This is a genomic window from Enterovibrio coralii (genome assembly GCF_001559595.1).
GTDB classification, from domain to species: Bacteria; Pseudomonadota; Gammaproteobacteria; order Enterobacterales; family Vibrionaceae; genus Enterovibrio; species Enterovibrio coralii.
The window spans coordinates 33,278-49,434 of record NZ_LNTY01000035.1; the positions used below are offsets into that span (position 1 = coordinate 33,278).

Genomic DNA, 16,157 nt, shown 5'->3' on the forward strand with positions numbered 1-16,157 from the left:
GATTACCCCTCCAGTTTGCTCTTATCGCGGACGGCACCTTTGTCGGCACTGGTCGCCATGCTCGCGTAGGCTTTCAGGGCAAAGGACACTTCACGTTGACGTGATGCTGGCTTCCAGCCTTTGGCTTCTTGCTCTGCGCGGCGCGCAGCAAGCTCGTCCTCATTCACGTCCAGTACGATGCTGCGGTTCGGGATGTCGATATCAATGATATCGCCTTGCTTGACCAAACCAATGGTGCCGCCGCTCGCCGCTTCTGGAGATACGTGACCGATGGACAGGCCGCTGGTGCCGCCAGAGAATCGACCATCAGTGATAAGCGCACAGGCTTTGCCAAGACCCATCGATTTCAGATACGTTGTTGGGTACAGCATTTCTTGCATACCCGGGCCGCCTTTAGGGCCTTCGTAGCGAATCACCACGACTTCACCGGCTTTCACTGCGCCGCCGAGGATACCGTTAACGGCATCTTCTTGGCTTTCAAACACATGAGCAGGGCCGCGGAAGGTAAGGTTTTCTTTTTCTACGCCCGCGGTTTTAACGATACAGCCGTCGATAGCGATGTTACCGGTCAGCACCGCCAGACCACCGTCTTGGCTGTAGGCATTTTCTTTGGTTCGGATACAGCCTTCGGTGCGATCGTCATCCAAGGTGTCCCAACGACATTCTTGCGAGAAGGCTTTGGTGGTACGAATACCTGCAGGGCCTGCGCGGTAGAAGGTTTTCACCTCTTCATCGTTGGTGACAGTGACATCCCATTTCGCCAGTGTATCGGCCAAGGTTTCACCGAGTACGTTAGGCACGTCGGTTTTCAGAAGGCCAGCACGGTCAAGTTCGCCCAGAATACCCATGACGCCGCCTGCGCGGTGCACATCTTCCATGTGGTATTTCTGTGTCGATGGGGCCACTTTACAAAGGTGTGGTACCTGACGCGACAAGCGGTCGATGTCGGTCATGTCGAAATCGATTTCACCTTCTTGCGCGGCGGCCAGCAGGTGAAGAATGGTGTTGGTTGACCCGCCCATGGCGATATCCAGTGCCATGGCGTTTTCCAGCGCAGCCTTGCTTGCGATGTTGCGCGGCAGCACTGACGCATCGTCTTGCTCGTAGTAACGCTTGGTCAGGTTCACGATACGTTGACCCGCGGTGACGAACAGCTTTTCGCGGTCAGCGTGGGTTGCCAGCAGCGAACCGTTACCTGGCTGACTCAGACCCAGTGCCTCGGTCAGACAGTTCATGGAGTTCGCGGTGAACATGCCTGAGCATGAGCCACACGTTGGACACGCGGATCGTTCGATCTGCTCGCTTTGCTCGTCAGACACGTTTGGATCGGCACCTTGGATCATCGCGTCTACCAGATCCAGTTTTAAGATCTGATCTGAAAGCTTGGTTTTCCCGGCTTCCATCGGGCCGCCAGAGACAAAAATCGCCGGAACATTAAGGCGCATTGCCGCCATCAGCATCCCTGGGGTGATTTTGTCACAGTTAGAGATACACACCATGCATCGGCGCAGTGGGCGTTCACCATGTACTCCACAGAGTCAGCAATCAGCTCGCGAGAAGGCAGGCTGTAAAGCATGCCGCCGTGCCCCATGGCGATGCCGTCATCAACGGCGATAGTGTTGAACTCTTTTGCGATGCCGCCTGCAGCTTCAATTTCTTTGGCAACCAGCTGGCCCAGATCTTTTAAGTGAACGTGGCCAGGCACGAATTGGGTGAAGGAGTTCACCACGGCAATGATTGGCTTACCGAAATCTTCATCTTTTACGCCGGTCGCACGCCAAAGGGCGCGAGCACCAGCCATGTTACGGCCGTGGGTGGTGGTGGCTGAACGGTACTTAGGCATTTCCTTATTCCTCTTTTACTGCTTACTTGGCTTCCGGAGAGACCGGGTCTAGCCATCCCCACTTATCTTCTGTTTGGCCATTGAACAGGCCAAAGAACGCGGATTGTACTTTTTCGGTGATTGGGCCACGTGTGCCTTCACCCACTGTGATTTGGTCTACGCTGCGCACCGGTACGATTTCTGCGGCGGTACCTGTCATGAAGACTTCGTCGGCAAGGTACAGTGCTTCACGCGCGATATTTTCTTCACGCACTTCATAACCCATGTCTTTGGCTATGGTCATGATGGAGTCGCGGGTAATACCCGGCAAAATGGCACTGGTCGCGGGTGGCGTTGAAATCACGCCATTTTTCACCACGAACAGGTTCTCACCGGCACCTTCAGACAGGTAGCCATCGACACTCAGCGCGATACCTTCAGCATAGCCATGACGACGTGCTTCGCCGCCCACCAGCAAGCTCGACAGGTAGTTACCGCCTGCTTTTGCTGCGGTTGGAATCGTGTTTGGTGCTGCGCGGTTCCAGCTTGAAATCATCGCATCGACACCGTTCGCCAGTGCTTCTTCGCCAAGGTATGAACCCCAGCTAAACGCAGCAATGATGAGATCCATTTTGGTCTCTGGTGGCGGGCAAACACCCAAACCTACATTCCCCACAAAGCCCAGCGGGCGAATGTAGGCAGAACGCAGATTATTAGCGCGCAGCGTTTCACGGCACGCTTCCATCAACTCATCCACGTTGTATGGGATAGGGAAGCGATAAATCTTCGCGCTGTCTTTCAGACGCTGCATGTGCTCACGGTGACGGAATACGACAGGGCCATTTGGCGTGTCATAGCAACGAATACCTTCGAAGACAGACGTGCCGTAGTGCATGGCGTGAGTCAAAACGTGAACGGTGGCATCCTGCCAAGGGATCAGTTCGCCGTTTGACCAGATAAAATCCGCGGTGTTTGCCATTGTTATTAATCCTTATAAGTAACGCATTACTGTTGTTCTTGAGGGAGCAGACGTACGCGTGAGACATCCCATAATTTGTCTAATTGAGTCTGAAGATTTGAAACCGGGCGATCGCTTTGTACCGCCAAGGTAATTTCGACCGCGTTGCCATTGTCGCTATGATGCATATCCAAACTGGTGAGGCGAAAGCCGCGGTGACGAACAATGCGAAGCAGACGCTCAAGCAACTCCGGCTTGTCGTCAGCATTGATGAGAAGTGTGTGAGATTGGCTCATGTTCTCTCCAACATATCCTGGTTGGCGGCACCTGGTGGAACCAGTGGCCATACGTTCTCTTCCTCTGAGATAGCAACATGCAGCAGATAGGCTGTGTCACTGGCCAGCATTGCCTCCAAGGCAGGCTGGACCTCGTCTTTACGGGTAATGGTTTTACCCGGAATATCAAATGCCTTGGCTAAGGCAACGAAGTCGGGGTTATCCGACAGGTTGGTCTCACTGTAGCGTTTTTCGAAAAACAATTCCTGCCACTGGCGAACCATCCCGAGGCGCTGATTATCCAATAGCACCATCTTCACAGGTATATTACGTCTTTTCAGGGTGCCAAGCTCCTGAACATTCATCATAAACGACCCGTCTCCCGAAACTAATACGACCTCGTCGTCAGGACGTGCCATTTTTGCGCCCATGGCGGCTGGCAAACCGAAGCCCATGGTGCCTAATCCTGCAGACGTCAGCAGGTTCTCAGGACGACGTGGCTCAACGTGCTGGGCAACCCACATTTGGTGCTGACCCACATCGGTGGCGACCACTGTTGAATCTGGCATGGTGTCGGAAAGTTGTTTTAATAGCAAAGGTGCGTAGATCGGGTCGCCAGGGTGGTCGTAACGCCAGCCGAAGTTGGCTTTCATCTCGGTAATGTCATCTTGCCACGCTTGAATATCAGCAGGCTCGCCCAACTGCGGCAATACGGTATTTAGCTCGCCACGCAAAGCAACATTGGCGCGGCGCAGTTTGTTGAACTCAGCAGCATCGATATCGATGTGCACCACTTTAGCGTGCGGTGCGAAGGTATCGAGCTTGCCCGTCACGCGATCATCAAAGCGTGCGCCGATGGCGATCAGCAGATCCGATTGCTGCACCGCAAGGTTTGCCGCTTTGGTGCCGTGCATGCCAAGCATACCAAGGTAATGCGGGTAGTCTTTATCGACTGACCCCAAGCCTTTGAGTGTGCTGGTGGCGGGGATTTGGCTATGCGCCAAGAACTGACGCAAAGTGTCGGTGGCATGACCCAATTGCACACCGCCGCCTACATAGACTATCGGCTTCTTAGCGTCAGCGATCAGCGCGTTGGCCGTTTGTAATGCCGCTTCTTCAACAGTCGGAAAAGCGGGCGTAGGCAGACTTGGTAACGTGAATTCATCCAATTGCGCGAGTTGCACATCTTTGGCGATGTCCACCAGCACTGGGCCTGGTCGGCCTTCGTTGGCCACAATAAAGGCTTCTGCCAGTGTAGAAGCTAAATCGCGTGTGTCGGTGACAAGGATACTGTGTTTGGTACAAGCAAGGGAAAGACCGAGTACATCGACTTCTTGAAACGCATCGGTGCCGATGAGCGGGCTGGCAACTTGGCCTGTGATGGCAACGATAGGCACAGAGTCCATCATGGCATCGGCAAGGCCGGTGATGAGGTTAGTGGCACCAGGGCCTGAAGTGGCAAGACATACACCAACGCCACCTGTGGAGCGGGCATAACCGATAGCGGCCATGGCTGCGCCTTGTTCATGTCGACATAGAACGTGGTCGACGCCGCCATCATACAGTGCATCGTACACCGGCATGATAGCCCCGCCGGGATAACCAAAGATGGTGGTGACGCCTTGTTGACGTAACGCGCTAACGACCAGTTGTGCACCCGTCATTTTGACCTCCCGAAACTTACCAATGCGTGGGAGAGTTGTGTCTGCTCTGCTTCCTGTAAAGGTTCCATACCGCGTTATCCTTTTGCGTTTTGTAACCGTGTGTCCAAATGTGAAAAAAGCCCCCGGACCTTTCGATGCGGGGGCTGGTTGCGATGTTTGTTTGCTATTTTCGAACCGTCGCTGCCCCTCGCGGTAGTAGCACCACGATAATTGAAATAATAATGACTAGAGCGCGATTCAATTTATTCATTTTTGATTCATTCTTCGCCGTTTGTGTCGGCGGTGTATGTTTATGTCAACGTTTGTTTGCATACATGTTGTCCGCTCATAGTGGTATCACAGACCTTCGTCGCATGACAAGCAAAAAATGAGCAGTTTTCCCAAAATCTGCTTAATGATGCAGTAATACTTAAAAATTAAACCATTAAGTTATTGATAATTAAATAGTTAGCTGCATCCATGAATTTATCTATTATTCACAGTCGTGCTTGCGTCGGCGTCAGTGCACCCTCGGTGACCGTTGAAGTGCATATCAGCAATGGGCTTCCTGCGTTCAATTTGGTGGGCTTGGCAGAGACCACAGTCAAAGAGGCACGCGACAGGGTTCGAAGTGCCATCGTCAACTCTGGGTATGAGTTTCCTGCCCGCCGGATCACGGTCAATTTAGCCCCGGCCGATCTGCCCAAAGAGGGCGGACGGTTCGATTTACCCATCGCCCTTGGCATTCTTGCTGCTTCTGGGCTGCTTCCCATGACCCAGCTTAACGGCTACGAGTTTGTGGGAGAGCTGGCGTTATCTGGCCAGTTACGTGGTGTAAAAGGCACGCTGCCGGCTGGCGTGGCGAGCCGAGAAGCAGAGAGAAAGCTTATTGTGCCGGATGACAATGGCGGGCAAGTTGCCTTGGTTGGGCGAGAGCGACACCTTTCTGCACCCGATCTCATCAGCGTTTGTCGCCACCTTTGTGGTCAAGGCAGCCTGACGCTTCAAGAGCCTGATGAGGCTGAGCGGTTGGATGAATCGCCGACGCGTTGCTTGCAAGACATCATCGGTCAGCAGCAAGGAAAACGCGCGTTGGAGATTGCGGCAGCAGGCAGTCATAACCTGCTGTTTCTTGGGCCACCAGGCACAGGAAAAACCATGTTGGCGTCGCGCATGGCGGATTTGTTGCCACCAATGAGTGACGACGAGGCCTTGGAAACCGCGGCTGTTACGTCTCTTACTGAAAAGCCACTGCATGAAGGTAATTGGCGTCAGCGGCCTTATCGCACGCCACATCATTCAAGCTCGATGGCCGCGTTAGTGGGCGGCGGTACAGTGCCAAAACCCGGTGAAATCTCACTGGCGCATAACGGCCTGCTGTTTTTGGATGAAATGCCGGAATTTGAGCGAAAAGTGTTGGATTCACTACGTGAACCGCTCGAATCTGGCGAAGTGGTGATTTCTAGGGCTAACGGTAAAACCCGCTTTCCAGCGCGCTTTCAGCTTATCGGGGCGTTAAACCCAAGCCCAACCGGGCATTACGAAGGGCAACTTGCTCGTTCTAATCCGCAGGCGACGCTGCGTTACCTCAACCGCCTTTCTGGTCCTTTCCTCGATAGGTTTGATTTGTCGATAGAAATCCCAGCTTTGCCTCGCGGCACGCTCACTGAAGGTGGCGATCGTGGTGAGCCGACGGCCGTGGTCAAAGCGCGGGTGGATAAGGCGAGAGCTGTGATGCTGGCGCGCGCAGGCAAGGTGAACGCACAGCTGTCGAGCCGAGAAATCGACACCTATTGTCCGCTTGCGCGTGAAGATGCGGACTTTCTTGAAACGGCGTTGCATCGACTTGGGCTGTCGATACGCGCATATCACCGCATCATCAAGGTGGCGAGGACGATTGCAGATCTGGCCGGTGAGCCCAACATTCAGCGCGGCCACCTGGCAGAAGCTTGGGTTATCGCTCAATGGACAGGCTACTCAAACAGCTCACGGCTCTGGCCAGTTAAAGACAGTTGCGCGGCTGAACTGATTTGACCACTGGCAACTGAATGGTGTTTTTTATTTGTGCAGCGTATCATTACGACCTTATGACAACGTCTGATATTACTACGCATCGGGATACTGGTTTTGTTGTTACTCGTTCTAAATTCTCTGCTGGTTTGCCTTAACACCGCCTTATGGTCGGTGTTGATTTGCTGCTTTGCGCTGCTCAAATTGCTGCTGCCGATCCCGCCATTGCAACGCGCGATCACCCAACTGTGCAACGGTTTTATGTGGGCGTGGGCGACCCTTAACCACAAGCTGTTGATGATGACCTCAAACGTGGAATGGGACATAGAAGGCGGCGAAGACCTCGATAAGGACGGCTGGTACCTTTTGATTGCCAACCATCTTAGCTGGACCGATATCGTGGTGGTTTTTTCGGTGTTCAAAGACCGCATCCCGATGGCGAAGTTCTTCTTAAAACAGCAGCTTCTGTATGTGCCGTTTTTGGGGATGGCGTGCTGGGCGGTCGACATGCCGTTTATGAAACGTTATTCGCGCCAGTACCTTTTGAAGCACCCGGAAAAACGCGGCAGCGACTTGGCAACGACGCGCAAATCCTGTGCGCGCTTTCGTCATACACCGACCACAGTCGTGAACTTTGTGGAAGGCACGCGCTACACCCCTGAAAAGCAAAAGAAGACGCGTTCTCCGTTTGACCATCTTCTGGCACCGAAAACCGGCGGTATTGCGTATACGCTGGGCGCAATGGGCGAGCAGTTTGATGCCATTATCAATGTGACCGTGGCTATCCGGAAAATCGCACCTTGCCATTTAAAGACCTGCTCTCAGGGCGGATGAAAAAGGTGGTGGTACGCATTCATACCTTGCCAGTGGATGAGAAAGTGACTGGTGATTACTTCAATGACAAGGTATTCAAGCGTCAATTCCATCAATGGCTGACGTCGGTGTGGGAAGAAAAAGACCGCGAGCTTGAGGCGATTTATGCTGAGCGTCCGGCGCGGATTTCCGACCCCGTCGCCGAGCAACGCTCGGTAAGTACGCAATAAAAAAGGGCCTCACGGCCCTTTTTTTTTGCTCGACACTTATTGTGTCAGCAGGTAGTTCACCAGCTCAAAGTATTCGTCGGTACTGTTGATGGTTTTTGGTGTCACGTGGTAGCGACCATTGACGATCACTGCCGGTACACCGCGCAGGCCAGACTCTTGGAAGGCCTTGTCAAAACGGTTCGCCATCGCGTTAACCGCGAAGCTGTTGTACGTGCCGTCGAATTTTTTCGCATCCACACCTTCATCAATAAAGATCTGGCGGATTTCTTCTTCGTTGCGAGGTGGCTTGTTCAGCACGTGAATGCGGTTGAAAATCACAGGTTCAATCTTGTCTGCTACACCCAACATTTCTGCTGTTGCGAACGCTTTGCTCAACGCTTTACCCATGCCGCCACCCATGAATGACACGTGGTTTTTGTTGAAGGACACGTTCTCTGGGATGTTCTTTTTCAGTTCCGTCATCAGCCTTGGCTGCGGTAGCAGTGTGGACAATAAAACGAAAAGAACTCGGTAACGGTTGGCGACTCAGATTTTGGTAAATCCAGAACTTGGTAATCTTCGCCCGCATTGAAACGTGCTGCTTGCGCAGAAAACGCCAACATTGCTGCTGCGGCGACTGCGAACAGTTTTTTCAACATAGCTTTCTTTCTCCCTGATTGTAATAGTTTTTCAGCTTACCATTGAGGCGTCAGCGTGAGTGCTGGTTCTTCAAGTGCTGCGAGTTGTTCTTTAAAAGCAAGCACCTGACTTTCCCAGTATTTTGCCTCAGCAAACCATGGGAATGCACGAGGAAATGCGGGATCTTGCCAGCGCTTTGCCAACCACGCCATGTAGTGCACCATTCTGAGACCGCGAAGTGGCTCGATTAGTTGCAATTGTTGGTGCGGAAAGTCGTAAAACTCTGAATAAGCATCGGCAATGGTATCCAGTTGCGCGAGTTGGTCGGCACGGTCTCCGTTGAGCAACATCCAAATATCCTGGATCGCTGGGCCGTTTCGCGCGTCATCCAAATCAACAAACATCGGGCCATCACGCCATAAAATGTTGCTTGGGTGACAATCCCCGTGAAGACGGATGGATTGCCAGTTGTCTTGCCAGCGTGAAGACAATACCTCTATCAGTCTGTCCAAATCTGAAAAGAAGGCCGTCTCTAGGTGGTGCGGAATAAAGCTGCTGTTTTCCAGCATTTTACGCGGCTGAATCAAGTATTCATCCAACCCAATGGTTGGACGCTCGGTAAACGGCTTGCTGGCGCCCAATTTATGGATACGCCCTAAGAAGCGACCTACCATTCTAGCTGATCCCAGTTATCCACTTCAAAGGTGCGGCCACCGACACTTGGGAAGACCGCAAAGCGGTAACCTTCATGCTCAAACAAGCTTTTTCCGTCTAAGGAGATAGGCGCGGCAACCGGAATGTCTGCTTGCTCTAAATCGAACGCAAACTGGTGCTCTTCGAGAATTTGCGCGTTGCTCCAACGCTGAGGACGATAGAACTTGGTCACGAAACGACGGCGTTCTTCATCTTGGAATTGATATACGCGGTTTTCATAGCTGTTCAGAGGCAGCAAACCGGATTCTGGGCGAATACCTACCGATTCCAATGCATTGATCAGCATGTCCGGTGTCAGGTGTTCAAAGGAAAACTGGGCGTCACTCATTTTGACAATTCTTGGCGATATCTTGCTAAGGATGGTAACAGAGAAATGCACTTTCCGTGTTGTCACAAAAAGAAAAAGGCACCGAGGGCACCTTTTTCAGCGTGACGTCACGACAAGAACAGCAGGCTAGAGCTTGCTGATAAAGCGGCTCTCGGTTGCCACAGATTTCTTGTCTTCGCCCGAATGGCGCTCAAGCACAAAGGTAATATCTGCAATCGGCTTGTCGAGTTCATACGGGTCGACACCTAGGCTGATTGGCAGAGTAAAGATCTCGCCAGCACTCAGGGTGACTTCTTTTTTGCCGTACCACTCAATGCCGTCCAGACCTGACACGGACAGAGAGTAGGTTTCCGGCTGCTGGGTTTTGTTCAAAATCTTCAGCGTGTAGGTGTTCTCAACCAAGCCATCGCTGTTGGTTTTAAACAGCTGAGTGCGGTCGCGCATGACATCCAAACGCATCGGCTGAACTTGTGAGAATAAGAAGAAGAACAGCCCAAACATGGCCACCATGACCACGCCGTAGCCAATCAATTTCGGGCGCACCACGTCCACTTTGTGGCCGTCGAGTTTGTGCTCTGTGGTGTAGCTAATCAGTCCCTTGGCATAGTTCATTTTCGACATGGTTTCGTCACAGGCGTCGATACAGGCACCACAGTTGATGCACTCGTATTGCAGGCCGTCACGGATATCGATGCCCGTTGGGCACACCTGCACGCAAAGGTTACAGTCGATGCAATCGCCAAGCCCTAGCTCTTTCGGGTCTTTCTTACGAGAGCGAGGCCCGCGCTTTTCACCGCGAGTTGTGTCGTAGCCCACGATGAAGGTGTCTTTGTCGAACATTGCCGATTGGAAGCGCGCATACGGACACATGTGAATACACATGATGGAGCGCATCCAGCCCGCGTTACCGTAGGTACAAACACTGAAAAACAGCACCCAAAATGCCACCCAGAAGCTGGCGTTGAAGGTAAAAAAGTCGACGAAGAGTTCTTTGACTGGGACGAAATAGCCCACAAAAGTGAGGCCAGTCAGCAATGCCACCGCGAACCAGCAAATGTGCTTGGCGGTTTTACGCAGTAACAGCGCTTTGGTGAGCGGCATGGAGTCTTGCTTTTTTCGCTTGTTGGCTGAGCCTTCGAGTTTTTCTTCAAACCAGATGTAGATGAAGGTCCAGACGGTTTGCGGACACAGGTAGCCACACCAGACTCGCCCTAAAAAGGTGGTGATAAAAAACAGCCCAAAGGCGGCAATCATAAATAGCGTGGCGAGCAAGGTGAGATCTTGCGGCCAGAGGGTGGTGCCGAAGAAGTTGAACTGTTGTTTGCCGATATCAATCAAGATGGCTTGTCTGTCGCCATAAGGAATCCACGGCGTCAACACGAAGAGCAGCATAAAGAACCAGCCCATTTTTCTTCGAAGTTGCTGGTAGACGCCGCTCATTGCTCGCACATAGATGCGGTTACTGGGGTTGAATCTGTCGCCGCCGCCTTTGTGGGTTTTGGGGTTGAACTCTTTCGGTGTGACGTCTTTGACGTCGATTTTATCCTTGCTCATGACACCTGCATTCCTTGGGGCAAAAGGGCGTATCACCCTTAATTCACAGAGACCTTGTCTGTGATTTTTTTATGTTTGATTTGTTAATAATAGTCGCCAGATTATACCGCAGTGACAGTACGGAATTCTGTGCGTGCGGTGGAAAAATAGTCGGGATACGGGGGCGTTACGTGTAACAGATAATTGTTTTGAAATAAAAAAGCGAAACCCGAGGGCTTCGCTTTAGTATTCTGTGGAATCAGTTGGTTTTAGCTGATAATGCCACGTGCGCGCAGGATGGCGGTTTTGAAGTCATCCTCACAGTCTTTTGCCAGACCTGGGATCATCTCGTCTTTGTTGCTGTTGCGCATTTTAAGGTGGTAGATAAGCACGTCATCGGTCAGGTCTTCCAGCTTGCCTTCATAACCTGCTTCAGCTGCCAGCTTACCAATCATTTCCATCAGATTGAGCTCAGGCTCTTTTTGCCACTCAGGGTGCAAAAGCTCAATCAGTTCGTTTACGCGATGACATTTCATTGAAGACTCCAAATTTGGCGAATAGCCTTAGTTTTTATATGACTTATCTGCGTACAGTATCAGATTCTGTCACACGAGACCAAGCTTACGCCGCTTCGCCTTCTGGTGCTTGCGTGTTGATAGGCGTTGGACGCACCAGGCTCAGATCTGGCGTGGTGTCTTGCAGCGTTTTCGCTTTAAAGCGCGGTGCAAATGAGGTTGCACGCATACGTGCTGGAGTACGGGTAACGCGAATAGGACGAACAGTTACTGGGCGCATTTAGGTTTCTCATTGAATTGCGCATCCATGACGGTTATCTAAAGCAGAGTGGCGTCAGGGATTCCAATGGCGTCGTGCCTAGCTGCGTTATCACTCTGGGAATGTAAAATTCGCGCGGAGTATAAACAAAAAAAACTGACGAAAAAAGCACCAATTGAAAATAAATTCAGGCGGCCATTGGCCGCCTGAAGACAAAGGCAAATTTCGCCTTAAGCGATGGGCATCACGCGGTTTCTTCCCAAGTTTTTTGCCTCATAAAGCTGTTTGTCTGCGCGCTCGATAAGGGCTTTGGCATGATCGCCTTTTTCAAACTCCGCCACCCCGATTGAAACGGTGATGTTGTCGAGTTTGGTGCCTGTCTTTTTATCTTTGATCACCAGCTTATCGATACTGGCGCGAATGGTTTCAGCCACACGGCGAGAACCATTGAGTGCGCGGTTCGGTACCAGCATGGCGAACTCTTCCCCGCCGTATCGAAATGCCTGAATGCCTTCGCGGCAATAGTCGGACAGGCGCTTGGCGGTGATCTTTAACACCTGATCGCCCATTAGGTGACCGTAGGTGTCGTTAAAGTTTTTGAAATGGTCCAAATCGCACAGCAGCAAGCAAAACCCTTTTGGCGGCGGGTTGCTGATCATAGTGCCAAGCTGATCATCAAACGCGCGGCGATTCAGAATACCCGTCAACGCATCGTTGACGGCTTGCTCGTTGGCTTCGGCGAGGGTTTCCTTCAAGCGGGCAATTTCTTTCTGCGCTTCTGCCAGCTGGTTTTTGAAAAAGCTGGTGGATTGCTTGATTTCCTTCGACCCTTTCACCGCATTACGCACCAAGGCAATGGTTTCTTCCATGGTCAGGGTTTCTTCGCCGACACGCGCGAGCTGCTTGAATGACTTGTCCAAGGTGTTTTGGAATACATCGGTGTCTTTCATGGTGTCGACCATGGTGTTACCCATTTCTTGCGCCATGGCTTGCAAGTTGGTCTGGAGTTCATGAAAGTCTTTGTCGTGCTTCTCTGCGATATGATCTTGATAGAGTTGCTCACATTGCGCAGCACTGACCGAACCACACTCTCGGATGGCGTCGGTCATGATTTTTGCCAACTCAGCGTCGGTGTGGGCAATATAGGTGTACCAAAGGGCGTAATTGGTTGGCGTCGCCGGCACTTGGTACTTCATCAGCAATGGAACGATTTTTTTTAAATATCCAGCAGATAATGTAAACGTGTCTTGTGACATAGCTGGCTTATTCTCCGTCTTAGGCAGATATCCGGTATCCACCGTTCACCAGTGTAATAAGCTTAGTTGAATTTTTCGCATTACTGAGACACCTAACAGAAAGTTGGTGGTTTTATTGGGCACACTCAACGCAGCGATAACGCGAAAGCGATGGTCAGACAAAGAGGAAGCGGAACGTGAGTTGGTTTAAGAAAACGTTAGCAAGGGTGGGATTCGGCAGTGCCAGTGTGTCAGCAACGCTGGATGATGGCACGCTCATGCAAGGTGGCACCGCCGGCGTGACGATAACGGTCAACGGCGGGGAGGTCGCGCAGCAGGTCAATGCCGTGCATTGCTCGCTTCGCTGTCATTACATGGGCTGGGAAGAAATTCGCACCGGTGGCGAGCAGGGGAAAAAGCGCCAATGGAAGAAACTATCCCATACCTTGTCATCGTGGTCTTTGCCGGATGCCTTTGCATTAAGTGAAAACGAGACGCGCACGCTGACTACTGAGGTGTTTGTCCCGCGTGAAACCCCGGTGACCTTTGGCAACGAAAATGTGTGGCTGGAAGTGAGCTTGATATTCCGATGGCAAAAGATGCCAACACCACGCTGCCTTTGACCATTGTGCCTTCCTCTGCGCTGGAGTCGTCGCTGAGCGCCTTTGAAAGTCTCGGTTTTCGCATTGAAAAAGAAACCACCGAGCAGCCGAAAAAGGGCCAACATCCGTTTGAGCAGACCTTCACATTGGCACCGATAAATGCGCCTTACAACGCGCATTGGTCTTCGCTCACTATGGTGGCAAGTGCCGATGACGGGACGTTGTCCTTGTCGCTTCGGTTTTCCATTAAAGGGGAGGGGCTCGCACACATGGCTGGGCACCTGACTGGCGCAAACAAGCTGGACCGAACCCTGAGTTTTCCTGCCGATAGCGCACCGAATGCCATTGCCCAATCGATTGAGGAGTTGCTCGGAAAAATCACGTAACGATTTTTAGCTTACACGTGTACGCTTAAATGTGTCATACTCGCTGACGATAGGTACTCAAAGAACACAAAGGATGGATGCCCGATGTCGAGTCACGTTTCAGCGAGCTCCACGTATTCCGTAAAAGAAGAAATTGCCAGCAGTGTCAGTCATGGCCTTGGCGTGATCTTCGGTATTGTCGCTTTGGTGATGCTGCTGGTAAAAGCGGTGCACGACGGTGCCGATGCGCTTACTATCTCCAGCTACAGCATATATGGTGCTAGCATCATTTTGCTTTACCTGGCTTCCACGCTTTACCACGCCATTCCGTTTGAGAAAGCCAAGCGCGCCCTCAAAACCTTCGACCATTGCGCCATTTACTTACTGATCGCCGGCACGTACACGCCGTTTATGCTGATAAGTCTGCGTACGCCTCTTGCTATTGGCGTCATGGCGTTGATTTGGGCAATCGCCTTGGTTGGCGTGGTGCTCAAAATTGCGTTTGTGTATCGCTTTAAATCGCTATCACTTGCGATGTATCTGGCGATGGGTTGGTTGTCGCTTGTAGTGGTGTATCAACTGGCGCAGGTGATGTCAGCGTCTGGCCTAATTCTGCTGACGCTAGGCGGGCTGGTGTATTCGCTTGGGGTGATTTTTTACGTGAAACGCACCATTCCGTACAACCATGCCATTTGGCATCTTTTCGTGTTGGGCGGAACGGTGCTGCACTTTCTGGCGATCTACTTATACGTCACGCCAGTGTGAGGTAAAGCTGGCGCGACTTAATCGCGCCAGAAGGCTGGGAAGACCAGAACCAATACGGTGAGGATTTCCAAGCGTCCCATCAACATACCTATGCTGAGTGCCCACTTGGCGGTATCCGGCAGGCTAGAAAAGTTGCCTGTTGGACCAATCACATGTCCCATCCCCGGTCCCACGTTTGCTACTGCAGTCATTGAACCTGTCAGGCTGGTAATGCCATCCAAGCCGGTAGCTGCCAAGATCATGGCAATCACCAAAATGGTCAGTATGTAGGTAATCGCAAACGCCACGACTGAGCGTACAATGTCTTCGTTCACCGTGCGGCCGTTGTAGCGCTGAATAAACACACCTGACGGGTGCACCAGTTGGTGAATTTGTTTTTTCAGCAAGGCCAGCGCGATTTGGAAGCGGAAGATTTTCGCGCCACCTGCGGTGGAGCCTGAACAACCGCCGACAATCAACATAAAGGCGAAGATGACCGAAGCAAACGGCCCCCATGCGGTGAAATCATCCAAACCAAAGCCTGTGGTGGTGACCACAGAGACGATGTTGAAGGTCGCCACACGCACGGCATCGGCCACGCTGTAATCTCGGGTAAGCACCAGCCAGACTGACACCATAAAGGAGGTGGCGAGCACCAGATAGGTGAAGCCACGCACCTGCGCATCCATCACGATCATTTTGCCATCACGGCGTCTCAGTGCCTGCATCAGCAACAAGAACGGCAAACCGCCAGCGAACATGAACACAGTACCGACCCACTGCGCGGAGTGGCTGAAGTGGTTCATTGAGCTGTCGGAGGTAGAGTAACCGCCCGTGGATAACGTGGTCATGGCATGGTTGACCGCATCAAACGGTGACATGCCTGCCAGCAGGTACGAGAAAAAGCAGGCCGCAGACAAGATGAGATAAATCTTCATGATGCTGACTGCCACGCTTTTGGTGCGCGGGCTGGATTTGGCTGACCAGTCGGAAGACTCGGTTTGGAACAGGCGCATACCACCGACGTTCAAGAACGGCAGGATAGCTACACCCATCACGATAAAGCCGATGCCACCAAGCCATTGCAAGATAGAGCGCCACAGCAAAATCGCCGGCGCCATTTTATCGAGACCGCTTAACACGGTAGAGCCAGTCGTGGTGATCCCCGACATGGTTTCGAAATAGGCATCGGTAAAGCTGATGTGGTTGATAAACACAAACGGCAGTGCAGCAAAGGCACTGGCGATCGCCCATACCAAGGTAGTGATAACGAACATATCGCGGGCATTGAGACGAAAGTTATCTGTTTTGCCCACACTTAAGCAGGCGAATGCTGCGATATGCGTGATGATGACGGACATGCCGAAATCAAGAAATCCCGAGGTGCCGGTAAAAAATGCTGTTAGGGTCGGGATATACATAAAAAGGGCGATCTTGGACAAGACCAGCCCTATTACGAAAAGTACCGGCTTTAAATTAACCATACTTCAAGC

9 protein-coding genes and 6 pseudogenes are annotated in these 16,157 nt (G+C 52.0%); 4 read left to right on the forward strand and 11 right to left on the reverse strand.

Annotation, left to right across the window (positions count from 1 at the left end):
• Positions 1 to 2 precede the first annotated feature (2 nt).
• The 4 genes and pseudogenes from ilvD to ilvG form a co-directional block, all read right to left on the reverse strand.
• Positions 3 to 1,843, reverse strand: a pseudogene (gene ilvD, locus ATN88_RS15225) (dihydroxy-acid dehydratase).
• Positions 1,844 to 1,865: 22 nt separating this feature from the next.
• Positions 1,866 to 2,801, reverse strand: a complete 936-nt coding sequence (locus ATN88_RS15230; RefSeq protein WP_067417691.1) for a branched-chain amino acid transaminase — start codon at positions 2,799 to 2,801, stop codon at positions 1,866 to 1,868.
• A gap of 26 nt (positions 2,802 to 2,827) precedes the next feature.
• Positions 2,828 to 3,076, reverse strand: a complete 249-nt coding sequence (ilvM, locus tag ATN88_RS15235; protein WP_067417694.1) for an acetolactate synthase 2 small subunit — start codon at positions 3,074 to 3,076, stop codon at positions 2,828 to 2,830.
• Entirely contained in the window at positions 3,073 to 4,719 is a 1,647-nt protein-coding gene (gene ilvG, locus ATN88_RS15240) for an acetolactate synthase 2 catalytic subunit (RefSeq protein WP_067417697.1), read from the reverse strand. The genes ilvM and ilvG overlap by 4 nt, the downstream gene beginning before the upstream one ends.
• Before the next feature lie 459 nt (positions 4,720 to 5,178).
• Here ilvG and ATN88_RS15245 point away from each other — a divergent pair.
• Both ATN88_RS15245 and ATN88_RS15250 read left to right on the forward strand, forming a co-directional pair.
• A pseudogene (locus ATN88_RS15245) lies at positions 5,179 to 6,704 on the forward strand (YifB family Mg chelatase-like AAA ATPase).
• A gap of 112 nt (positions 6,705 to 6,816) precedes the next feature.
• Positions 6,817 to 7,751 (forward strand): annotated as a pseudogene (locus ATN88_RS15250) (acyltransferase).
• Between the two features lie 36 nt (positions 7,752 to 7,787).
• On the opposite strand, the pseudogene ATN88_RS15255 reads toward ATN88_RS15250, so the two are convergent.
• The 6 genes and pseudogenes from ATN88_RS15255 to ATN88_RS15275 form a co-directional block, all read right to left on the reverse strand.
• A pseudogene (locus ATN88_RS15255) lies at positions 7,788 to 8,389 on the reverse strand (thiol:disulfide interchange protein DsbA/DsbL).
• A 36-nt stretch (positions 8,390 to 8,425) separates the two neighbouring features.
• Positions 8,426 to 9,411, reverse strand: a pseudogene (locus ATN88_RS15260) (serine/threonine protein kinase).
• A gap of 126 nt (positions 9,412 to 9,537) precedes the next feature.
• A complete protein-coding gene (gene ccoG / locus ATN88_RS15265; protein ID WP_067417701.1) occupies positions 9,538 to 10,965 on the reverse strand; it encodes a cytochrome c oxidase accessory protein CcoG in 1,428 nt (475 codons plus the stop codon).
• Positions 10,966 to 11,213: 248 nt separating this feature from the next.
• The gene (locus tag ATN88_RS15270) at positions 11,214 to 11,480 is read right to left on the reverse strand and encodes a YihD family protein (protein WP_067417703.1); all 267 of its coding nucleotides are present in this window, start codon (positions 11,478 to 11,480) and stop codon (positions 11,214 to 11,216) included.
• An 85-nt stretch (positions 11,481 to 11,565) separates the two neighbouring features.
• Complete coding sequence (locus ATN88_RS26180) at positions 11,566 to 11,739, reverse strand: hypothetical protein (RefSeq protein ID WP_198158387.1); 174 nt, start codon at positions 11,737 to 11,739, stop codon at positions 11,566 to 11,568.
• A gap of 209 nt (positions 11,740 to 11,948) precedes the next feature.
• On the reverse strand, positions 11,949 to 12,974 hold the full coding sequence (locus ATN88_RS15275; protein ID WP_067417706.1) for a GGDEF domain-containing protein: 1,026 nt from the start codon (positions 12,972 to 12,974) through the stop codon (positions 11,949 to 11,951).
• A gap of 227 nt (positions 12,975 to 13,201) precedes the next feature.
• On the opposite strand from ATN88_RS15275, the pseudogene ATN88_RS27510 reads away from it, so the two are divergent.
• Both ATN88_RS27510 and trhA read left to right on the forward strand, forming a co-directional pair.
• Positions 13,202 to 13,941: pseudogene (locus ATN88_RS27510) on the forward strand (sporulation protein).
• Between the two features lie 84 nt (positions 13,942 to 14,025).
• The gene (gene trhA / locus ATN88_RS15290) at positions 14,026 to 14,685 is read left to right on the forward strand and encodes a PAQR family membrane homeostasis protein TrhA (RefSeq protein ID WP_067417715.1); all 660 of its coding nucleotides are present in this window, start codon (positions 14,026 to 14,028) and stop codon (positions 14,683 to 14,685) included.
• A 17-nt stretch (positions 14,686 to 14,702) separates the two neighbouring features.
• On the opposite strand, the gene ATN88_RS15295 is transcribed toward trhA, so the two are convergent.
• The gene (locus ATN88_RS15295) at positions 14,703 to 16,148 is read right to left on the reverse strand and encodes a TrkH family potassium uptake protein (protein WP_067417718.1); all 1,446 of its coding nucleotides are present in this window, start codon (positions 16,146 to 16,148) and stop codon (positions 14,703 to 14,705) included.
• Positions 16,149 to 16,157 lie beyond the last annotated feature (9 nt).